The organism is Aeromonas sp. 25-248, assembly GCF_053005425.1.
This window is the reverse complement of record NZ_JBRKTB010000019.1, coordinates 23,134-43,076: the sequence shown is the minus strand read 5'-3', so window position 1 is coordinate 43,076 and position 19,943 is coordinate 23,134. Positions and strand designations below refer to the sequence as shown.

Genomic DNA, 19,943 nt, shown 5'->3' with positions numbered 1-19,943 from the left:
CGTTGACTCAGTTGACTCGTTTGAAAATCAGATCCCAGACACCGTGGCCCAGACGATGGCCACGCTGCTCGAATTTGGTCAGGGGGCGCCAGTCGGGACGGGGCACCCAGTTGCCGGTGGCGGAGGTGTTCTCGTACCCCTCGGCGGCACTCATCACCTCCAGCATGTGCTCGGCGTAGTTCTCCCAGTCGGTGGCCATGTGGAAGACGCCACCGATGGCAAGCTTCTGGCGGATATCCTGGGCAAAGGCAGGCTGCACGATGCGACGCTTGTGGTGGCGGCTCTTGTGCCAGGGGTCCGGGAAGAAGAGCTGCAGGCAGGAGAGAGAACCGTTCGGGATCATGTGCTCCAGCACTTCCACCGCATCGTGGCAGATGACGCGCAGGTTGGTGACGCCCGCCTCCTGGGCGGTGCCAAGGCAGGCGCCCACACCCGGAGAGTGCACCTCGATGCCGATAAAGTTCTTCTCGGGGGAGTTCTTGGCCATCTCCACCAGGGAGGCGCCCATGCCGAACCCGATCTCCAGCACCACGGGTGCCTCGCGGCCAAACAGGGCCACCATGTCGAGCGGCTCTGGTGCGAAATCGATGCCCATGACCGGCCAGAGCTCTTCCAGGGCCTTCTCCTGCCCTTTGGTCAGGCGGCCTTCGCGACGGACGAAGCTGCGGATCTTGCGCATGAACTTGCCGTCTTCGTTAAACACATCTTGGGTCACAGACATAGTAAATTGCTCGTTATTGCATCGCTCTGGAACAGAGCCGACATAAATGGATCGCTCGTTATTGCATCAGTTCGCAAAAACAGGGGAGCGAATTATCCCAAGATAGGCACAAGGCGCAAGTGTTTCCCACAACAAATCCCCCGGGACTGCCCACATCCACCGGCAAGGTTGACAAATGCCACCCCCTTCACAGAATCTGCCGGACGTCGGGTTCATCCTGACGCGGAAAAATAAAACCATATACAACAAAGGATTGCAGTATGAAGAAAACCCTGTTGGCCCTCGTCCTGCCTGCCCTGCTGGCCGGTTGCAACCCCTCTGACAACGACTCCCAACCCCCTGCCCCCGCGGCTCAAGCCCATGAATTTCTGGTGCAACTGAGCTCTGGCGCAGAAGGGATAGGCGCTCGTCCCACAGGCACCGAGGCCGAAACCCGCGCCGCCGCCTGGATCCAGGATCACCTGGCCGGTTGGGGCTACGAGGTGCAGAACCAGCCATTCACCTACACCCGGGGCGGCACCGAACGCACCTCCCAGAACATCGTCGCCGAGCTCAAGGGTCAGAGCGACAGGGTGATCCTCATCGGTGCCCACTATGACAGCACCGGCGAGAAGAAAGGATCCGAAGGCGCCACCGACAACGGGGCCGGCGTCGCCGCCCTGCTGGCGGTTGCCGAGGCACTCAAGGGAGAGACCCTGCCCTACACGGTGCGCTTCGCCTTCTTCGGCGCCGAGGAGAACGGCCTCAACGGATCCAAAGCCTATGCCGCCAGTCTCGACACCGACGCCGTCGCCAAGCTGCTGGCCATGGTGAACTACGACACCATCGCCGGGGGTGACATCGTCTATGTCCACTCGGCCCACTCCGACGTGGCCGAGTACAACTGCGCCGACCCGAGCCGCTACAGCTTCGATCCCAAGGTGCGCGATCGCCTGCTGGCCATCTCCCAGCAGACCGCCACCCCATTCGCCATCCACCCCAGCTACAGCGGCTATCCGGAAGGGGAGACCGGCAGCTGGTCCGATCATGCCCCCTTTGCCTGCCTGGGGGTGCCCATCGCCTACGTGGAGGCCACCAACTTCACCATCAACGGGGAAGATGGCTATGACGGCTACTCCCAGAGCACCAATCCGGCGCTGTGGGACTGCTACGACGACGCCACCAAGAGCGCCTGCGACCGGGACAGCGAGACCCAGTGGGGCAAGATCTGGCACACGGAGCATGATCGCCTCGACAAGATGGCCGAGCTCTTCCCGGGCCGGATCGAGCAGCAACTCGGGGCCAATACCGACCTGATGATCCGCTTCCTCAAGGCGCCGGGGCTCTGACCCCCATCCCGCCCGATGCCCCCCTGACAGGGGTTTTTGCGCCCCTGACCGGGGTCGGGACGATAAAATTCGGGCAGGTGCCAAACCTGCCCTTTTTTATGGATTTTTGTGACAGCCATTGCCTCATTTCTGAAATCTGATACAAACGGATAACCTGGCGGTTGAATGGAGCGACCGCCACCTAGTCAGAGAGAACCCTATGCAGCCGTTTTTTGCCCAGCGCTTCGAGAAGGTCGAGCCTTCCTTTATCCGTGAAATCCTCAAAGTTGCCGCCAATCCGGAGATCATCTCCTTCGCCGGCGGCCTGCCCAACCCTCATCTGTTCCCGGTCAAGGCCATCGAGCAAGCGTGCCAGGACGTGCTGCGCGAGCAGGGAGCCGCCGCGCTGCAATACGCCACCACCGAGGGATTTGCCCCGCTGCGCCAGTTCATCGCCGATCGCTACCTGAGCCGCCACGGCATGGAGGTCAATCCGGACAACATCCTCATCACCAGCGGCTCCCAGCAGGCGCTGGATCTGCTGGGCAAGGTGCTGGTGAACGAGGGGCAGGATCTCATCATCGAAGAGCCGGGCTACCTTGGCGCCATCCAGGCGTTCTCCGTCTATCAACCGAACTTCAAGCCCATCACCCTGGGTGAAGAGGGGCTGGATCTGGCCGCGCTGGATGCGCTGCTGGAGCAGGGTACCAGTGCCAGGCTGCTCTACGGCGTGCCCAACTTCCAGAACCCAAGTGGTGTTTCCTACAGCCGCGCCAACCGGGAAGCCCTGGCCGAGCGCCTGGTGCGCCACGATCTGCTGATGGTGGAAGACGACCCCTATGGCGAGCTGCGCTTCGAGGGGGAACACCTCCCTCCCATCGCCAAGCTGGCCCCCCACAACACCGTGCTGCTCGGGTCCTTCTCCAAGACGGTGGTGCCCGCCTTCCGCCTGGGCTGGATGGTGGTGCCGGACTGGCTGCGCAAGAAGGTCACCATCGCCAAGCAGGCCACCGACCTGCACAGCAACGCCTTCAGCCAGCAGGTGCTGCACCGCTTCCTGACCGACAACTCCCTCGACGCTCATCTGGAGAAGATCAAGGAGGTCTATGGTCGCCAGCGTGCCGCCATGGAAGCCGCCCTCGCCCGCCACTGTCCGCCCGGCGTCAGCTACACCCGTCCCGAAGGGGGCATGTTCCTCTGGCTGACCCTGCCGCCCAGCGTCAGTGCCATGGCCCTGTTCGACGAGGCCATCAAGGAGAAGGTTGCCTTCGTGCCCGGCGCCCCCTTCTATGTGCGCCCCGAGATCCAGAACACCCTGCGCCTGAGCTTCTCCTGTGTGGATGAGGCGACCACGGAAGAGGGGGTTCAGCGTCTGTGCCGCGCCCTGGCCCGCATGCTCTGAGCCATCCGGCCATAAAAAAACCAGCGACCCGGTCGCTGGTTTTTTTTTGCCTCGCGCTTACCCCTCAGCGCCCCTGCCCGGCCAGCTGGCTGACAAACTCCTTCATGGGCATGGGCCTGCCAAACAGATAGCCCTGCAGGAAGGTCACCTCGCGGGCCTTCAGATAGTCGGCCTGCACCTGATTCTCCACCCCTTCCGCCACCAATTGCAGACCGAGCCGGGTCGCCAGATCGATGACGTTCTCCACGATGTGGCTGGAGAGCGCGTCCGACCCAATCATGCCGACGAAGCTCTGATCGATCTTGAGGAAGTCGACCTGGAAGGTCTGCAGGTAGGTCAGGCTGGAGTGGCCGGTGCCGAAATCGTCGATGGCGATGAAGACCCCGAGGGCATGCAGCTCGGCAAAGAGCCGGTCCGTCGTCTCGTCCGCCACGATGAGCTCGCGCTCGGTCAGCTCCAGCACCAGCTTGATGGGATTCCCCTTGAAGGCGTTGATGAAATCCCGGCAATCTTCCACCAGGCTCAGATCCTTGCAGTGGCTGGCGCAGATGTTGAAGCCGAAGTGGAACCCTCGCGGCAGATGGTGCGCCTTGCCCGCAAACTGTTCGCGCACCTGCGCCATCAGCAGCCGGGTCATGGGCACGATGAGACCACTGTCCTCTGCCAGGGGAATGAAGCGATCCGGCGAGATCATCCCCTGACGGGGGTGTTGCCAGCGCATCAGCACCTCGCAACCGCTCCATTGGCCGTCCTCCCCGTTCACCACAGGTTGCAGATAGGGGATGAACTCCTGCTGGGACAGTGCCCGTTTCAGCTCCTGGGCCGGCGAAGTCGAACGGCCCATCAGCCAGAAGACCGCCACCCCGAGCAGCAGGCTCAGCAGAGGATAAATAATGACGCCCACCTTGGAGTAGTCCCAGATGTGGGCACGGTACTCATCCACCGACACCGTGGTCACTACCTTGAACGGGTACCTGGTCGAGACCTGTTCGAGATAGCCACTGCGGTCCTTGGGGATCAGCTTGTCGGTGAGCTCGCTGTTTCGCAGCAACATCTCGTTGCCGACCACCAACCCCAGTGGGGAGTTGCGGCTCAGCATGTCCAGGATGTTGAGCAGGTAGTAGCCGTCGACCCCCACCAGCACGCTGAACTCGCCCACCTCTTCCCGGTAGGCGATGAGGGGACGATTCGGGGTGACCGGGTTGCCCTTCATCAGGTCGAGCCTGCCCCCGACATAGTCATCCAGTTTGATGCCGCCATCGACCGGGCCATAGAGGGAAGAGCAGTAGATCCGATCCCCCCTGGCCAGGTTGACGCTACGCACATCCGGCACCGTGGCCACCTGATCCCTGAGCCCCTGCACCACCTCGAGACAGGGCCTGCCCAGGCTGCCGGTGAGGGCCGACGCCGCCAACTGGGCATTGTCCAGAGTGCGGTCAAACATGACCCTGGCATGTTCCAGGCGCGCCACCGCATCCTGTTTCACGCCGGTGGCGGTCTGCCAGATGACGATGACGAGCCCAAGGAGCATGGGCAACAGACCGGCCAGCAAGGCACAGAGCAGCCGGACATAGAATTGACGCACCTTCAAACGTCGAAATGGCATAACGGCCCTCATGAACATGGCGAAAAAGCGCTCGAGTTTACCCGCTGGCGCCCGTTTGGCAAGCCGGAATGAGCCCCTGATACCGCCGCGCCACGGCGCCCCCCGTGGTCGCAACGCCCGGCAACCCCGTGGATAAAGGGGGCGGCGTCTTGGGAGACAAAAATCATAATGCTCATAAAAACAGGAGCTTGTCCATCGGGCACCCAGGCTCTAGAGTAGACCCTAGAGCGTCAGGGAGGCAGGACATGAAGATACTGATCACGGGGGGCACGGGGTTTATCGGCCGCCGTCTGGTGGCACACCTCAAGGTGGCGCACGAAGTAGTCGTGCTGACCCGCCAGGGCAGCCGGGCCTACGAGCTGCTCGGCCACGATGTCACCCTGCTGGACAGTCTGGACAGGCTGGATCACCTCAATGACGTGGACATCGTCATCAACCTGGCCGGCGAACCCATCGCCGCCGGACGCTGGAGCGAGTCCCGCAAGCAGTTGCTCTGCAACAGCCGCTGGCTGCTGACCGAACAGCTGGTGGATCTCGTCAAACTCTCCAGCACGCCCCCCAGATTGCTGCTCAATGCCTCCGCCATCGGCTGGTATGGCCGCCAGGATGACGCCCCTCTGGATGAAACATGCCAGAACCCTCACGACGAATTCACCCACCGTCTCTGTCAGCAGTGGGAGCAGCTTGCCCAGCAGGCCCGCTCGGCCCAGACCCGGGTCTGCATCCTGCGCATAGGCCTGGTACTCGGCATGGAGGGGGGCGCCTTGCCCAGGATGCTGCCCCCTTACCGCCTGGGCCTCGGCGGCCCCATGGGCAGCGGCACCCAGATGATGAGCTGGATCCACGTGCAGGATCTGGTGCGGGCCATGCTGTTTCTCATCGAGCACGGCGAGTGTGACGGCATCTTCAACGGCACGGCCCCGCAACCGGTCAGCAATCGCCGGTTCAGCGAGACCCTGGCCGCCACGCTCCATCGCCCGCACCTCTTCTTCGTACCGGCCCCCCTCCTGCGACTCCTGATGGGAGAGGCGGCGGATCTGATGCTCACCGGACAGCAGGTACTGCCCGCCCGCTTGCAGCAGGCCGGTTTCCACTTCAGCTTCCCGGCCTTGCCCGGCGCTCTGGACAATCTGCTGCACTCACCCCGTTGACCCAATGACACATCCCGACCAAGGTCGGGATGTGTCGAGCCATCAGAGCAGCCCCTGCCCCAGTCCCCTGAGCCGGTCGCTCAGGGTACCCGCCAGCAGTTGGCGGCGCATGCCCTGTCCGGCCAGGGTCACCAGCACGGCCCCAAGCAGGGGGATTGCAGCCCAGATGGCCCAGTGGAACTGCCACTGCGCCCCCTCCCACCACCACTGCAGGCCGAAGGAGCAGAGCTCCACCACCATGGCGGCGCAAAGCCCTGCCAGGGCACCGCTCGCCACCAGCTCCCAGCGCAGCATCTTCTCGAGCAGGGCGCTGCCCGCCCCCAAGGTGCGCATCAGCAGCAGCTCCCGGCGCCGATGGGCCATGCCGGCCTGGGTCTGGGTCAGCAGCACCAGCAGGGCGGCCACCGTCACCAGCCCGAGCATCAGCCCCAGGGCGCGGCTCACCTGGTCGGAGACCAGGGTGAGGCGGCCTATCAGATCCTCCACATCGATGAGGCTCACCGTGGGGTGGCGGCGGATGAGTTCCACCTCTGCCCCTCGCCCCTCAGGCGGCAGACGATAGCTGCCGAGCCAGGTCTGGGAGAAGGGGGCCAGCACGTCCGGCGAGAAGATCATGTAGAAGTTCGGCCTCATGTTGTCCCACTTGATGGACCTCAGGCTGGTCACCCTGGCCTCGAACGCCCGCCCCTCTATGGTGAAGCCGAGCACGTCTCCGAGTGCGATGCCGAGCCGTCCCGCCAGTACCTCGTCGACGGAGACCTCCCCCTTGCCGACCAGCCATTGACCGGCAGTGACCTTGTTGTCGGCGGGCAGGGCCGATGTGGTGGTGAAGTTGAGCTCCCTGTCCACCCCCTCCCGCGCCGCATCCTCCCCCACCGCCTCACCGGCGATACGGGTCAAGCGCCCGCGCACCATGGGGTAGAAGTCCGAGGTGATGGCCCCGGCCTGGTGCAGATCGGCCAGGATCCCTTCCCGCTCGCTGTCCGCCACATTGACCAGGAAGCGGTTCGGGGCGTCGGCAGGCAACCGGGTGGAAAAATCCTCCAGCAGATCGACCCGCGCCGCCCACAGCAGCCCGAACAGCATCAGGGCCAGGGCGAAGCCCGCCAGCTGGAACAGACCACTGCCCCGCTCCCGGGAGAGGTGATTGATGGCCAGGCGCAGGGCATGGGGCCCCTTGAGCCGACTGCCAAGACGCAGCAGCACGGAGGCGAGCAGGGCCAGCAGCGCCATCAACACCCCCATGCCACCGATGAGCCCGCAGGCCAGCCTGATGTCGGCGGTAAAGCCCCACACCAGGGCAAACAGCCCGATGAGCCCCACGGGCACCGTCAGCCAGGGGGGGATCCCCGCCTCCAGCTCCCGGCGCAGCACCCGCAGCGGCGGTACCTTGAGCAGCCTCAGGAAGGGGACGAACGCCAGCATCAGGGTGATGAAGAAGGCGACCGCGAGGCCCAGGGCGAAGGGTCGCCAGGAGGGGGGCGGCAGATCCGCAGGCAGCAGATCCCCCAGCAGGTTCAGGGTCAGCCACTGCATGACACTGCCCGCCACCAGCCCCATCAGGGCCCCCACCAGGGTCAGGGAGAACAGCAGGGTGCCCATCAGTTGCCACAGGGTGCGCCGCGAGGCCCCCAGGGTCTTGAGCAGGGCCACCATGTTGGTCTGGCGCTCGGCGAAATGGCGCACCGCTATCCCCATGGCCAGGGCGCCGAGCAGCACGCCGGCAAGGGATGCCAGACGGAAGAAGCGCTCGGCATTACCCAGGGATTTCCCCACCTGGGTACCCTGATCGTCGGGTTTGACGAGCTTCTGCCCGGCGCTCAGCCTGGGGTTGAGCCAGGCCTCATAGCGGGCGATGGCGTCACGGGGCCCCTTGACGAGATAGCGCCACTGCTGGCGACTGCCCGGCAGCAGGGCCCCGGTCGCCTCGATATCGGCGCTGTGGATCAAGGCCCTTGGCGCCATCTGGAAGGGACTGAACCCCTGATCCGGCTCCTGGCCCAGCTCCCCTGCCACCGTCAGCCGGGTGTTGCCGACCTCGAGTGCCTCCCCCACCTTGGCGCCGAGCAGCTGCATCACCCTGGCTGAGAGCCAGATCTCGCCGGGCGCCGGGGCGCGCTGGGGAGTGAGCTCCAGCTTGCCGTAGAAGGGAAAATCCCCGGGCACGGCGCGGATGGAGGCCAGTTGCAGGGTATCGCCGTGAAACAGCATGCTGTTGAAGCTGACCGTGGTCTGCACGGCCAGCCCCTCCTGATGCGCCTGCGCCAGCCACTCTGCCGGTGCCGGCGTCGCGGAGCGCAGCACCCTGTCCCCTCCGATGAAATCCCGCCCGGAGGCCTTGAGCCCAGCGTCCAGCCGATCCGCCACCAGAGCCACGCTGAGCACGCAGGCGACGCTCAGCGCCAGCGCCAGCACAAACCAGCGCAGCTCGCCGCTGAACCCTTCCCGGCGCAGCAGCTTCAATCCCAGTCGCCACTGACTCATGACAGCTCTCCCACCCTGGCAGCCATGACAGTCTGTGCCTCCAGCCGCCCGGCTGACATCACCAGCTGCCGCTGGCAGCGCTGGGCCAGCTCATGGTCATGGGTCACCACCACCAGGGTGGTGTTGTGCTCGCGGTTGAGACGAAACAGCAGTTCGATCACCGTCTCCCCGGTCTTGCTGTCGAGGTTGCCGGTGGGCTCGTCCGCCAGCAGCAGACTGGGGCGGGTCATGAAGGCACGGGCAATGGCGACCCGCTGCTGCTCGCCGCCGGAGAGGCGCGGCGGCAGGTGGTGCAACCGCTCTCCCAGACCGACCTGGGCCAGCAGCTCCCTGGCACGGGGCTCGCTGTCGGTCTCCCCCCGCAGCTCGGCCGGCAACATGACGTTTTCCAGGGCGCTCAGGGTGGGCAGCAGCAGGAACGACTGGAACACGAACCCCACCTGCTCGGCCCGCAGCCTGGCGCGTCCCTCCTCGTCCAGCCGGGTGAGGGAGTGGCCGAGGATCTCTATTTCGCCGCGGCTCGGCAGATCGAGACCGGCCAGCAAACCGAGCAGGGTGGACTTGCCGGAACCGGACGCACCGACCAGCGCCAGCGTCTCGCCGGTATTGACTTGCAGATCGATCCCTTCAAGGATGGTGAGGCTTTCCTGACCGAGGCGAACGGTTTTACCGAGCCCCCTGACGGCGATAATGGGCGTTGAACTCATCTTGGGTATCCTGTTTGCCTGAACCTGTAATGACAATAGAACGTGGGAGTTGACTGCATGATGCGTCTCTTGTTTGCCGTGAGTTGCCTGTGCTGCTGGGCAGCGTCCGTCCAGGCCCAGACCCTGCTGGTACTGGGCGACAGCCTGAGTGCCGGCTACCAGATGCAGGCCGAACAGAGCTGGCCTGCCCTGCTCAATGAAAAGTGGCAGCAGCAGGGGGGAGAACACACCCTCATCAATGCCAGCATCAGCGGTGAAACGACCCAGGGCGGCCTGGCCCGCCTGCCCGCCCTGCTCGAAACCCACAAACCGGACTGGGTGTTGATCGAACTCGGCGCCAACGACGGGCTGCGGGGCTTTGCTCCCGCCATCACCCGGGCCAACCTGACCAAGATGATCGAGCTCACCCGGGCGCACCAGGCGAAGACGGTGCTGACCCAGATCCTGCTGCCCCGCAACTATGGGGCGCGCTATCTGCAACAGTTCGAGCAGATCTTCCCGGATCTTGCGAAGGCCAACGACCTGCCGCTGATGCCCTTCTTTCTGGATGATATTGTGCTGCGCCCTGAACTCATGATGAACGATGGACTGCACCCGACAGCCGCCGCCCAGCCCCGGATCCGCGACAAGGTCGCCCGCTTTGTCGAGCCTCTGCTGACACAATAGCCCGGTGGCCGGGCCCCTGGCCCTTCCCCTTGCCCAGCAAAAAGCCCCCGCATGGCGGGGGCTTTTTCATGGTTCGGCGTGCCGGTTTCAACGGCCCAGGATCTGCCGCATCCGCTGCTGTGCCACGTCCACCAGCAAGTCGGGCTGGAATTTGGAGATGAAGCGATCACACCCCACCTTCTTGACCATGGCCTCGTTGAAGTTACCGCTCAGAGAAGTATTCAGGGTGATGAAGAGATCGGACATGCGCGGATCGCTGCGCACCTCGTGAGTCAGGCGATAACCATCCATCTCCGGCATCTCGGCGTCCGTGATCATCAGCATGATCTCGTCGGTCACCTTCTTGCCCGCATCGCACCACCCCTTGAGCAGCTTGAGGGCCTGCAAGCCGTCCTGGCACTCGATGACCTCGAGCCCGAGCTGGGCTAGGGTCTCGCGCACCTGGTTGCGGGCCGTGCTGGAGTCATCGACGATGAGCACCCGGCGTCCCTGCATCTGGGGCAGGATCTCCTCGTCCAGCACCTCGGACGAGATACGCACGTCATAGGTGATGATCTCCGCCAGCACCTTCTCCACGTCGATGATCTCGACGATCTGGTCGACGCCCCCTTCCGGGATGCGGGTAATGGCGGTGAGGTAGTTGGCACGACCCGCCGAACGGGGCGGCGGCAGTATGTCCTTCCAGGTCATGTTGACGATGTGGGCCACCTGCCCCACCAGGAATCCCTGAATGGTGCGGTTGTACTCGGTGATGATGAGGTTGGACTCCTGATCGATGGCCATGGGACGCATCCCGATGGCACCGCGCAGGTTGATGACGGGGATGGAGACGCCGCGAATGTTGGCAACACCGCTGATGTTGTGGTGGGACCCCGGCATCTTGTTCAGATGGGGCAGCTTGACCACTTCCCGCACCTTGAAGACGTTGATCGCAAACAGTTGCTGGGCACCCAAACGGAACATCAGCAGTTCCAGGCGATTCTCCCCTACAAGCTGGGTACGTTGATCCACTGAATCCAATATGCTCGCCATATAACGCCCTTACGTCCATTTCCCGAAATTGCCCCGCACCGGAGCTGCGACATGCCAACCAGCCCCGCTTTCCCTGTCGGGACAACGCAAGCCTATATAGAAATAATGAAAAGCGTCGAGGAAAGATAGGATCTTGACCACGGGGCGTGATCATCGCCCCATCACTGCCTCATGGCAAGCACAGCCACGCACCGGCCCCGACAACAAGGGTATCGACCACACGGGGCCATTGCTGAACCCCGACGTGCCGCTCTTGTCATCCAGCGCGGTCAGCCAGCAACGAAAAGACCGGCCACATGGGCCGGTCCTGGGATGTGCAGTGCGTCCGGGACGACTTAGAAGTTGTACTGCAGGGCCACGGCGACGATGTCGTCGGTGGACTTGTTCAGGCTGTTCTTGCCGGTGGAACCCACTTCGTCCAGCAGGTTGATCTTGTAGTCCACGTAGGCATTGAAGTTGTCGGTGAAGTTGTACCAGGCACCCACGGAGACGTATTCGGTCGCGGTGTCATCGATGCCGTGAGCGCTGTCCTTCACGTCGGTACGCAGGTAGGCCAGGGAGGGCTTGAACTTCGGCGTGATGTTGTACTGCACGACCGCTTCGTAGCCATCCATCTTCTCGGCGTAACCGCGCATGGAGCCGGTGTCCACGAAGAGGTGATCTTCACCGTGGGAGTAGGTGGCGGCCATGTAGAGGTTGCCGACGGCATACTTGGCGCCCACCCCGAACAGCTTGGCGTCGTTGTCGCCGCCGAAGCTCACGTTCTCGGCCTGCTCGTCGGTCTTGCCAGCCTGGTTGTAGGCGGCACCCAGGCTCAGGCCCATGTTGAAGTCATAGTTGGCAGAGAGGGCATACCCCTCGGAAGAACCTTTCGGGCTCCAGGTGCTGTTCGGACCGACGCGCTCGCTGCGGCTCGCGTTCTGCGGGTCGTTGTTGCCGGTGAACTGGGCACCCAGGGTCAGCCCCTGCCAGTTGTACATGTACTGGGCCAGGCCGTTGGTACGGCCGGTGCCGAACACCTCGGTGTCCTTGCCCAGACCATCACCACCCCACTCCGGCAGCACGTCGGTGTAGTTGTTCACCGCCTTGGTGAACAGACCGTCCTGGCGACCGTAGCTGAAGGCACCGAAGCGATCGTGCTTGATGCCCGCATAGGCGTAACGCAGCTCGTCGTTGTCAGAACCGGAAACCGGCAGGTTGTACTCGGCGAAGCCGAACGCGGTCAGATCCTCGTCAACCTTGGTTTCACCTGCGATGTGCAGACGCAGGTAGCTGGCATCGCCTTCGGTGGCGTTGTCATCGGTGCCGTAGTACATGCCGTTGACGCGGCCGCCGATGTCCAGTTTGGTACCATTCTGATCGTAAACGTTGGCGGCCTGTGCACCACCGGCCAGCAGCAGGCTGGAGATGGCCATCGTCAATGCTGTCTTTTTCATTGTTCTTTCCTCAGGTGTAAGCACTCTCTGTCAGACCAGAGTTCGGTCGTGATGATCGGTTGATGTGCCGATGGCCTAAGGTAGATCCGGAAACCTTGATGGGAACTGAAGCGGCGAACGATTAATTATAAAAGCATCAATTCGAGCTGACGCCGCGACACATAGTGTCACGCGAAATAATTCTTGCGGAATTTATGACCAAGAAAATCAATATAGCAATACAAGTGATCTATAAAACGGGATAAAAGCAGTTTAATCCTTCAACAAGGCGAGAAGCAGGGAAGCCCTGCCGGGCGACACGGGCTCCCCGCACACCTTCCCCGCCCCGTCAGACCGGCTGCCAGCCGCGCATGACCCTCAGCAGGTCCTTCCAGCTCACTATGCCCACCAGGGCGCCGTTTTCCAGCACAGGCAGACAGGAGATCTGGTGCTCCAGCATGAGGCCGGCGGCCTCTTTCAGGGAGCGTTCGGGGGAGACGGTGATGGGTTCACGGCTCATGATCTGGTGGGCGCGCCGGTTGAGGGTCTCGGTGTCCCGGTTCATCTCGGCATCCGTGTCCAGATAGGGGCTGATGGCACGCAGCAGATCCCGGTCCGAGATGACCCCCACCAGCTCCTCTTCTTCCACCACCAGGAGGTGGCGGAAATGGGCCTGCTCGAAGATCTCCTTGATGACGCTCAGCCTGTCATCCATGGAAACGGTCGCGACCCGGGTCGTCATGATCTCTTTAATCAACATGGTCAGCCTCCTGCCCCCCAGATGTCTCTGTTATGACACGTTTTTCCGGCGGCAGCCATCCCCCCCGCCCTCAAGTGCAAATTTGTGTCATTTCACGTAAGATCCGCGCCAGTTTCTCTCCTTCAATCGAGCCAAGCAGACCCATCCATGATAGTTGCCAGTCAAATCGAACTGATCCGCGGCGGCCGCACGCTGCTGGACAACGCGTCCGCCACCATACACCCCGGCCACAAGGTGGGCCTGGTGGGCAAGAACGGCTGTGGCAAGTCCACCTTCTTTGCGCTGGTGCGGGGCGAGCTGGCCATCGACAACGGCAGCTTCAGCCTGCCCGCCGGCTGGCAGATTGCCGGCGTGGCCCAGGAGACCCCGGCGCTGGATTGCTCCGCGCTCGAATACGTGGTCGATGGCGACAAGGAGTTCCGCGCCCTGGAGGCCGAGCTCGCCCAGGCCGAGGCGGATGACAACGGTCTGCTGGTGGCCGAGCTGCACGGCAAGCTCGATACCATAGGTGCCTACAGCATTCGCGCCCGCGCCGCCGAGCTGCTGCACGGTCTGGGTTTTGGCGGCGATCAGCTCGACTCGCCGGTCAGAAGCTTCTCCGGCGGCTGGCGCATGCGCCTGAACCTGGCCCAGGCGCTGCTCTGCCGCTCCGATCTGCTGCTGCTGGATGAACCGACCAACCACCTGGATCTGGACGCCGTCATCTGGCTGGAGAAGTGGCTCAAGGGCTATCAGGGCACGCTGGTGCTCATTTCTCACGACCGCGACTTCCTCGACTCCGTGGTGAATCGCATCATCCATATCGAGAACGGCAAGCTCAACGAATACAGCGGCGGCTACTCCGACTTCGAACTGCAACGGGCCGAGCACCTGGCCCAGCAGCAGTCCATGTACGAGAAGCAGCAGCGGGAGATGGCCCACATGCAATCCTATGTGGACCGCTTCCGCTACAAGGCCTCCAAGGCCCGTCAGGCACAAAGCCGGCTCAAAGCCATGGAGCGGATGGAGAAGATCCTGCCCGCTCACGCCGACTCCGAGTTCAGCTTCGAGTTTCGCGAGCCCTCCGCTCTGCCGACCCCGCTCATCGCCATGGAGAACCTCAGCGCCGGTTACGGCGACAAGGTGATCCTCGAGAAGATCAAGCTCAACCTGGTGCCGGGCTCGCGCATCGGCCTGCTCGGTCGCAACGGCGCGGGCAAGTCCACCTTCATCAAGATGCTGTCGGGCTCCAACCCGCCCCTCTCCGGCAAGCTGGAGGTGAGCGCCGGGGTGAGCATCGGCTACTTCGCCCAGCATCAGCTCGAGACCCTGCGCCTCGATGACAGCCCCCTCGATCACCTGGTGCGCCTGGCCCCGGACAAGACCGAGCAGGAGCTTCGCAACTACCTCGGCAGCTTCGGTTTTCACGGCGACAAGGTACTCGACAAGGTAGCCCCCTTCTCCGGCGGTGAGAAAGCGCGGCTGGTGCTGGCCCTCATCACCTGGCAAAAGCCCAACCTGCTGCTGCTGGATGAACCGACCAACCACCTGGATCTGGAGATGCGCCACGCCCTGACCATGGCCCTGCAAGGGTTCGAGGGGGCCATGGTGGTGGTCTCTCACGACCGTCATCTGCTGCGCACCACCACGGATGATTTCTATCTGGTCCACGGCGGCCGGGTCGAGCCCTTCGACGGGGATCTCGACGACTACCACAAGTGGCTCGGCGAGCAGGAGAAAGAGGCCAATGCCAAGCCGGCAGATGGCACCGTCTCCGCCAACTCGGCGGTGGCGCGCAAGGATCAGAAGCGCCTCGAAGCCCAGTTCCGGCAAGCGACCCGGCCGCTGCGCCAGAAGCTCGAGAAGCTCGAAACCAGCATGGAGAAGCTGCAGGCCAAGCTGGCCGCGGTGGAAGAGCAGCTCGCCGATCCCGCCATCTATGAAGAGAGCGCCAAGGGCAAGCTCTCCGAGCTGCTCAAGTCCCAGGGCCCCCTCAAGGAGGAGCTGGAGCACGTCGAGCTGGAGTGGATGAGCCTCTCTGAAGAGCTGGAAACCATGGAGCAGGCCTTCTTTGCGTGATGAAGCCTTGATGGCCAGCGAGCGGGTCAGCCCCGACGCCCTGCCCACCCCTTCCGAGTTCTGGACATGGAGCACAGGCGCCTATGGCCAACGCAGCCAGGACTGGCTCCACGTGCAAAGCATGGGGGGCAACGTCAACCTGGCACTCCTGCTGCACCACCTCGACCTGCTCCGGATCCCGGTCGACCTCACGGACTTGCAACCGGCCCTGGTACAGACCGAGGCGGTGCTGCTCCCCTGGCGCACCCTGCGCCAGCAGGCCAAGTCACGGGTGGGGGCCGAGGAGTACCAGACCATGCTGGCCCACGAACTGGAGCTGGAGCGGCTGCAACAGGGGGTCTTGCTGCAGACCCTGCGCACCCTCGCCCTGTTTCGCGGCGACAGCCGCAACCTGTTTCACTATCTATCGTTACTGGGTGCCCAGCAGGGCCCCCTCAGAGATCTCATATGCTGAGCTACCGCCACGCCTTTCACGCCGGCAACCACGCCGACGTGCTCAAACACGCCGTCCAGGCCCTGATCATCGAGTCCCTCAAGAAGAAGGAGAAACCCTTCATCGTGCTGGACACCCATGCCGGTGGCGGTCTCTACGACCTGCGCGGCGACTGGTCCCAGAAGAAAGCGGAATACGCCGACGGGATCAAACGCCTCTGGGATGAGCGGGCCCAGTGGTCCGCCATGGCCCCCTATCTGGGTGTCATCGAGGAGATGAACAGCGATGGCCAGCTGCACTACTACCCCGGCTCGCCGGAGCTGTCCCGCCGCCTTATCCGCGATCAGGACAAGCTGGCGCTGATGGAGCTGCACAACAACGAGGTGGAAGATCTTCGCGCCAACATGGGGTACGACCCCCGCGTCGCCGTCCACCATCGCGACGGCTTCGAGGGGCTGGTCGCCCTGCTGCCCCCCACCCCGCGCCGTGGTCTGGTGCTGATCGATCCTCCCTATGAGCTCAAGGAAGATTACTTCGCGGTAGTCGATACCCTTAAAAAAGCGCAAAAGCGCTGGGCCACCGGCATCTACGCCCTCTGGTATCCCATCCTCGGGCAAGAGGCGGACAAGTCCCGCGACATGCTCAAAGCGATCAAGCGCGAGAACTTCGGCAACGTCCTGGTAGCGGAGCTGGAAGTGGCCGGCCAGACTGCCGATTGGGGCATGAACGGCTCCGGCATGCTCATCGTCAGCCCCCCCTGGATGCTGGACGAGCAGATCGAGGCCTTCTTGAAACCCCTGTGCGCCAAGCTGGCCCAGGGCGCCGGCGCCCAGTACAGGGTGGAGTGGCTGAACAAGGCCGAAGCCTGACCCTCGGAACCACAGAAAATGAAAAAGGGCCTGTCACAGCAGGCCCTTTTTCATTGGGGCTGATGACCCGGCACGTTCACGCTGGCCAGCCGCTCGGTCAGGCGGCTCGCCAGCCAATCGATGGCGAGCCGGGTCTTGAGGGGCAGATGCGGTCCATGGGGCCAGAGGGCGTTGATGGGATAGCGCCGACCCGGCAACCGGGCCAGCAGCTCGCACAGCTCGCCCCGCTCAAGGTGGGGCCGCGCCAGCCAGGTCGGCAGCCAGGCGAGACCAAAGCCCGCGATGGCCGCCTGGGTGATGGCGTTGAGATCGTCCATCTGCAACCGCCCTCTGGGCTGGACTTCGCGCCATGTCTCGGCCTCCTGCCACCACCACGACAGCACCCGCCCCTGGCGCAGATAGGCGATGCACTCGTGCTCCGGTAACTCGGCCAGGGTCACAGGTTCCCCTCGCTCGGCCAGATAGGCGGCCGAGGCGCAGAGCGTCATGCCGTGCTCCCCGAGCCTGCGCGCCGCCAGATCCAGGCTGTCCGGCGGCTCTGCGTTGCGGATCACCAGATCCACCCCCTCCTCCACCAGATCCACCTTGCGGTCGCTGAACGACAGCTCCAGGGCCAGCCCGGGATGCGCCTTCGCCAGCGCCAGCAAAATGGGGGCCACACACTGCTGGCCGAACAGCACCGGCATGGAGACCTTCAATCTGCCGTTGAGGGTGAGCTTGTTGCTGGCCAGCGCCGTTTCCCCAAGACGCACCTCCTCCAGCGCCCGCAGGCAGTGGCGATAGAAGAGCGCCCCCTCCTCGGTCAGGCTCTGGCTGCGGGTAGTGCGATGAAACAGTTGCACGCCGAGACGCAGCTCCAGCCGCGCCACCCCCTTACCCACCGCCGAGCGGGTGAGGTGAAGCCGCTCCGCCGCCTGGGCGAAGCTGCCCGCCTCCACTACTGTGGCGAAGAGATCGATGCCGTTGAGCGTGTTTGCCATCTATTGCATACCTTTTGGAACCAATATGGCGAAATACTATCAGCACTGCGGAAAAAAATGACTGGTAAGCTCCCTTCATTCTTCACACGTTTCAGATGGAGTTTCCCTCATGAGCCAGATCCTGCTGCTGCAATCCAGCCTCAACGGCCCCGCATCCCGCACCAACCAGTTGATGGAGCGCTTCCTGCAAACACGCCGGGAGCAGGGCCACCAGGACCAGGTAGTGGTGCGCGACCTGACCGCCCTCGACTTGCCCGTCCTCAACAGCCCGTTGTTTCACGCCCTGCGCGGGGCTGAACCGGCCAATGAGGCCATCCGGCAGGCGGTGGCGCTGTCGGATCGGCTGATTGCCGAACTCAAGGCCGCCGACCTGCTGCTGATCGGCGCCCCCATGTACAACCTCAATGTACCGACACCCCTCAAGAACTGGTTCGATCTGGTGGCACGGGCCAGGGTGACCTTCCGTTACACCGACACCTACCCCATGGGGCTGGTGGAGGGGGTCAACGCCCTGGTGTTCAGCAGCCGCGGCGGCGTGCATCAGGGACAGGCGACGGATGTGGTCACCCCCTACCTCCAATCCGTGCTCGGCCTGATGGGCATCGCGGAGGTGGAATTCGTCTACGCAGAGGGGATGGATCTGCACCCCCACGGGGCGGAACAGGGAATGCGCGAAGCCCATGCTCGGATCGCTGGCCTCGGCAGGTAGGGCCATCACCCGATCTTGCCCCTTCCAACCGGCCACCTGCTGCGCGGGACATTCCAAGTAAAAAAGCCCCGCAAGGGGCTTTTCTATGACTGCGGCAGTGGCGGCTGAGGGACTAGCTAGGCTTGCCTGGCATCGGGGCCTGCGGGCATGTCCCGCCAGAGCGCCAGAATGAGCAGCGCCAGCAGGGCCAAGGGCGGCACCAGGCAGAGCAGCACGCACAGGAAGGTGACAAGCCCCGGGTGGCGGCTCTTGCGCCGGGCCAGTCGCCAGGCCACCACGCCGACGACGATCATCAGCAGCAGCATGAAGAGAACAAACAGGTTGGAGTTGATGGTCATGAAAGCTCCTTTTTCATGGCAAAAGGCACACTCTAGCGCCGCTGCTGTCCCGGGCAACTCCCAATCTGGTGGGGCCTCCCCCGGTCGATAGGCATTTTCTATTTCGCCGATAGATGAGAATGGTTTTCATTTGATGGAGTTCTGGGTGATACTGCCTTCATCGCCAGAGGAGACACCACCATGAAAAAGACCATCAGCTTCGCCATCCTGCACTTTTGTGTCGCCTTCACCGTGGCTTATCTGCTGACCGGCGAACTGCTCACCGCCAGCCTGATCGCCCTCATCGAGCCCGCCGTGAACACGGTCGCCTTCTACTTCCACGACCTTGGCTGGCACAAGCTCAAGCCCCACCACAGCCTGCAGGCCAAGACCAGCAGCTTCGCCCTGGTCCACTTCTCGGTGGCCTTCGGTGTCGCCTACCTGCTGAGTGGTGAGCTGCTCACCGGCGGCGTGATGGCACTGATCGAACCTGCCATCAACACCGTCGTCTTCTTCTTCCACGAGCGGCTGTGGCGCAGCCGCCAGACCTTGGCGCTGGCCGGCGTCTGATTGCCATGCAGGGCCGCCCGGCACCCAAAAACACGGGGTGCTCCTGCCTCCTTCGGGTGTAAAGTGTGCTCTGGTCACGGGGCATCATGCCCCCTGTTGGAGCCCTGTCGATGAACAAGATCTTGCTTGGAACCCTGCTGTTTTCCCCTCTGCTGGCCGCGGCGGCCACCCCGTCCTTCGAGTGCGCCAAGGCGAAAGGCGCCGCCGAAACCCTCATTTGCAAGGATGCCGGACTGGCTGCGCTGGATAACGAGCTGTCAGCCCTCTATCCCAAGGCGATTGCCGGGTTCTCCCCCGAGCAGCAGAAGAGCGAGCGCGCCATCCAGCGCGGCTGGATCAAGGGGCGCAACGACTGCTGGAAGGCGGGCGACCTGCGCCAGTGCGTGGAAGAGAGCTACCAGTTGCGGATCACCGAGTTGCAGATAAAAGGCGGACAACTGAAGGTGCCGACACCGGTGGACTACCAGTGCGGCAAGAGCGTCACCCTCTCCACCTACTTCTACAACGAGGCCAAGCGGCCCGCCGCCATGATCAACCTGAGCGAGGGTAACAACCAGCAGCAGGTGCTCGCCTATGAGACCCCCAGCGCCAGCGGCGCCCGGTACGAGGGGCAAAACCTCACCCTCTGGACCAAGGGGAGCGACGCCATGCTGGAGCGCTACGGTCAGCCCACCCTTAACTGCAGCGAGATCCCGGGCAACTGATCCCCCGCCCGGCCAGAGGCCGGGCAACCACTCCCGTACAGGCAGCAAGAGG

The 19,943-nt window shown here is 63.5% G+C and carries 19 protein-coding genes; 10 read left to right on the top strand and 9 right to left on the bottom strand.

Annotated features, from left to right (window positions below):
* Window positions 1-7: 7 nt before the first annotated feature.
* Complete coding sequence (gene trmB / locus ACVDHI_RS19170; RefSeq protein ID WP_324063361.1) at window positions 8-721, bottom strand: tRNA (guanosine(46)-N7)-methyltransferase TrmB; 714 nt, start codon at window positions 719-721, stop codon at window positions 8-10.
* A gap of 260 nt (window positions 722-981) precedes the next feature.
* Here trmB and ACVDHI_RS19165 point away from each other — a divergent pair, with 260 nt between their 5' ends.
* Entirely contained in the window at window positions 982-2,049 is a 1,068-nt protein-coding gene (locus tag ACVDHI_RS19165) for a M28 family metallopeptidase (protein ID WP_213319691.1), read from the top strand.
* 199 nt (window positions 2,050-2,248) lie between these two features.
* Window positions 2,249-3,430 (top strand): aminotransferase-like domain-containing protein, encoded by a 1,182-nt coding sequence (locus ACVDHI_RS19160; RefSeq protein ID WP_266141673.1) that lies wholly within the window; start codon window positions 2,249-2,251, stop codon window positions 3,428-3,430.
* A gap of 64 nt (window positions 3,431-3,494) precedes the next feature.
* Here ACVDHI_RS19160 and ACVDHI_RS19155 read toward each other — a convergent pair whose 3' ends face one another.
* Window positions 3,495-5,036, bottom strand: coding sequence for an EAL domain-containing protein (locus tag ACVDHI_RS19155; RefSeq protein ID WP_219596620.1), 1,542 nt, complete (start codon window positions 5,034-5,036; stop codon window positions 3,495-3,497).
* 245 nt (window positions 5,037-5,281) lie between these two features.
* Between ACVDHI_RS19155 and ACVDHI_RS19150 the strand changes: the two genes are divergently transcribed.
* Entirely contained in the window at window positions 5,282-6,187 is a 906-nt protein-coding gene (locus ACVDHI_RS19150; protein WP_323880534.1) for a TIGR01777 family oxidoreductase, read from the top strand.
* A 42-nt stretch (window positions 6,188-6,229) separates the two neighbouring features.
* On the opposite strand, the gene ACVDHI_RS19145 is transcribed toward ACVDHI_RS19150, so the two are convergent.
* Window positions 6,230-8,671, bottom strand: a complete 2,442-nt coding sequence (locus ACVDHI_RS19145; protein WP_447212414.1) for an ABC transporter permease — start codon at window positions 8,669-8,671, stop codon at window positions 6,230-6,232.
* Window positions 8,668-9,378 carry an ABC transporter ATP-binding protein gene (locus ACVDHI_RS19140; RefSeq protein WP_201900633.1) on the bottom strand — a complete coding sequence of 237 codons (711 nt, stop codon included), beginning with the start codon at window positions 9,376-9,378 and terminating at the stop codon, window positions 8,668-8,670. Before ACVDHI_RS19140 ends, ACVDHI_RS19145 begins: the two co-directional genes overlap by 4 nt.
* Before the next feature lie 57 nt (window positions 9,379-9,435).
* Between ACVDHI_RS19140 and ACVDHI_RS19135 the strand changes: the two genes are divergently transcribed.
* Window positions 9,436-10,044, top strand: a complete 609-nt coding sequence (locus tag ACVDHI_RS19135; protein WP_039040186.1) for an arylesterase — start codon at window positions 9,436-9,438, stop codon at window positions 10,042-10,044.
* 87 nt (window positions 10,045-10,131) lie between these two features.
* Here the strand turns inward: ACVDHI_RS19135 and ACVDHI_RS19130 are convergent, their stop codons facing one another.
* The 3 genes from ACVDHI_RS19130 to ACVDHI_RS19120 form a co-directional block, all read right to left on the bottom strand.
* Window positions 10,132-11,076 (bottom strand): chemotaxis protein CheV, encoded by a 945-nt coding sequence (locus ACVDHI_RS19130; RefSeq protein WP_041212426.1) that lies wholly within the window; start codon window positions 11,074-11,076, stop codon window positions 10,132-10,134.
* Between the two features lie 335 nt (window positions 11,077-11,411).
* Complete coding sequence (locus ACVDHI_RS19125) at window positions 11,412-12,512, bottom strand: porin (protein WP_039040188.1); 1,101 nt, start codon at window positions 12,510-12,512, stop codon at window positions 11,412-11,414.
* Window positions 12,513-12,840: 328 nt separating this feature from the next.
* On the bottom strand, window positions 12,841-13,251 hold the full coding sequence (locus ACVDHI_RS19120; RefSeq protein WP_010675511.1) for a CBS domain-containing protein: 411 nt from the start codon (window positions 13,249-13,251) through the stop codon (window positions 12,841-12,843).
* 147 nt (window positions 13,252-13,398) lie between these two features.
* Between ACVDHI_RS19120 and ACVDHI_RS19115 the strand changes: the two genes are divergently transcribed.
* The 3 genes from ACVDHI_RS19115 to ACVDHI_RS19105 are packed head-to-tail and all read left to right on the top strand — an operon-like array spanning window position 13,399 to window position 16,611.
* A complete protein-coding gene (locus ACVDHI_RS19115) occupies window positions 13,399-15,309 on the top strand; it encodes an ABC transporter ATP-binding protein (RefSeq protein WP_039040189.1) in 1,911 nt (636 codons plus the stop codon).
* The gene (locus ACVDHI_RS19110; protein WP_039040190.1) at window positions 15,302-15,763 is read left to right on the top strand and encodes a DUF2390 domain-containing protein; all 462 of its coding nucleotides are present in this window, start codon (window positions 15,302-15,304) and stop codon (window positions 15,761-15,763) included. Before ACVDHI_RS19115 ends, ACVDHI_RS19110 begins: the two co-directional genes overlap by 8 nt.
* A complete protein-coding gene (locus tag ACVDHI_RS19105) occupies window positions 15,757-16,611 on the top strand; it encodes a 23S rRNA (adenine(2030)-N(6))-methyltransferase RlmJ (protein WP_042879855.1) in 855 nt (284 codons plus the stop codon). Before ACVDHI_RS19110 ends, ACVDHI_RS19105 begins: the two co-directional genes overlap by 7 nt.
* Before the next feature lie 50 nt (window positions 16,612-16,661).
* Here ACVDHI_RS19105 and ACVDHI_RS19100 read toward each other — a convergent pair whose 3' ends face one another.
* Window positions 16,662-17,591 (bottom strand): LysR family transcriptional regulator, encoded by a 930-nt coding sequence (locus ACVDHI_RS19100; RefSeq protein ID WP_324033800.1) that lies wholly within the window; start codon window positions 17,589-17,591, stop codon window positions 16,662-16,664.
* Between the two features lie 109 nt (window positions 17,592-17,700).
* Here ACVDHI_RS19100 and ACVDHI_RS19095 point away from each other — a divergent pair, with 109 nt between their 5' ends.
* On the top strand, window positions 17,701-18,300 hold the full coding sequence (locus ACVDHI_RS19095) for an FMN-dependent NADH-azoreductase (protein WP_447212413.1): 600 nt from the start codon (window positions 17,701-17,703) through the stop codon (window positions 18,298-18,300).
* Between the two features lie 116 nt (window positions 18,301-18,416).
* On the opposite strand, the gene ACVDHI_RS19090 is transcribed toward ACVDHI_RS19095, so the two are convergent.
* The gene (locus ACVDHI_RS19090) at window positions 18,417-18,638 is read right to left on the bottom strand and encodes a hypothetical protein (protein WP_324059511.1); all 222 of its coding nucleotides are present in this window, start codon (window positions 18,636-18,638) and stop codon (window positions 18,417-18,419) included.
* 180 nt (window positions 18,639-18,818) lie between these two features.
* Here ACVDHI_RS19090 and ACVDHI_RS19085 point away from each other — a divergent pair, with 180 nt between their 5' ends.
* Entirely contained in the window at window positions 18,819-19,187 is a 369-nt protein-coding gene (locus ACVDHI_RS19085) for a DUF2061 domain-containing protein (RefSeq protein ID WP_039040193.1), read from the top strand.
* 110 nt (window positions 19,188-19,297) lie between these two features.
* Window positions 19,298-19,891, top strand: a complete 594-nt coding sequence (locus tag ACVDHI_RS19080) for an MliC family protein (RefSeq protein ID WP_042878427.1) — start codon at window positions 19,298-19,300, stop codon at window positions 19,889-19,891.
* Window positions 19,892-19,943: the final 52 nt, after the last annotated feature.

Coding starts and splice junctions, on each gene's coding strand:
- ACVDHI_RS19125 (WP_039040188.1), bottom strand. CDS start 12,512: ATGAAAAAGACAGCATTGACGATGGCCATCTCCAGCCTGCTGCTGGCC.
- ACVDHI_RS19150 (WP_323880534.1), top strand. CDS start 5,282: ATGAAGATACTGATCACGGGGGGCACGGGGTTTATCGGCCGCCGTCTG.
- ACVDHI_RS19115 (WP_039040189.1), top strand. CDS start 13,399: ATGATAGTTGCCAGTCAAATCGAACTGATCCGCGGCGGCCGCACGCTG.
- trmB (WP_324063361.1), bottom strand. CDS start 721: ATGTCTGTGACCCAAGATGTGTTTAACGAAGACGGCAAGTTCATGCGC.
- ACVDHI_RS19100 (WP_324033800.1), bottom strand. CDS start 17,591: ATGGCAAACACGCTCAACGGCATCGATCTCTTCGCCACAGTAGTGGAG.
- ACVDHI_RS19145 (WP_447212414.1), bottom strand. CDS start 8,671: ATGAGTCAGTGGCGACTGGGATTGAAGCTGCTGCGCCGGGAAGGGTTC.
- ACVDHI_RS19080 (WP_042878427.1), top strand. CDS start 19,298: ATGAACAAGATCTTGCTTGGAACCCTGCTGTTTTCCCCTCTGCTGGCC.
- ACVDHI_RS19120 (WP_010675511.1), bottom strand. CDS start 13,251: ATGTTGATTAAAGAGATCATGACGACCCGGGTCGCGACCGTTTCCATG.
- ACVDHI_RS19095 (WP_447212413.1), top strand. CDS start 17,701: ATGAGCCAGATCCTGCTGCTGCAATCCAGCCTCAACGGCCCCGCATCC.
- ACVDHI_RS19155 (WP_219596620.1), bottom strand. CDS start 5,036: ATGCCATTTCGACGTTTGAAGGTGCGTCAATTCTATGTCCGGCTGCTC.
- ACVDHI_RS19085 (WP_039040193.1), top strand. CDS start 18,819: ATGAAAAAGACCATCAGCTTCGCCATCCTGCACTTTTGTGTCGCCTTC.
- ACVDHI_RS19105 (WP_042879855.1), top strand. CDS start 15,757: ATGCTGAGCTACCGCCACGCCTTTCACGCCGGCAACCACGCCGACGTG.
- ACVDHI_RS19130 (WP_041212426.1), bottom strand. CDS start 11,076: ATGGCGAGCATATTGGATTCAGTGGATCAACGTACCCAGCTTGTAGGG.
- ACVDHI_RS19160 (WP_266141673.1), top strand. CDS start 2,249: ATGCAGCCGTTTTTTGCCCAGCGCTTCGAGAAGGTCGAGCCTTCCTTT.
- ACVDHI_RS19165 (WP_213319691.1), top strand. CDS start 982: ATGAAGAAAACCCTGTTGGCCCTCGTCCTGCCTGCCCTGCTGGCCGGT.
- ACVDHI_RS19090 (WP_324059511.1), bottom strand. CDS start 18,638: ATGACCATCAACTCCAACCTGTTTGTTCTCTTCATGCTGCTGCTGATG.
- ACVDHI_RS19140 (WP_201900633.1), bottom strand. CDS start 9,378: ATGAGTTCAACGCCCATTATCGCCGTCAGGGGGCTCGGTAAAACCGTT.
- ACVDHI_RS19135 (WP_039040186.1), top strand. CDS start 9,436: ATGATGCGTCTCTTGTTTGCCGTGAGTTGCCTGTGCTGCTGGGCAGCG.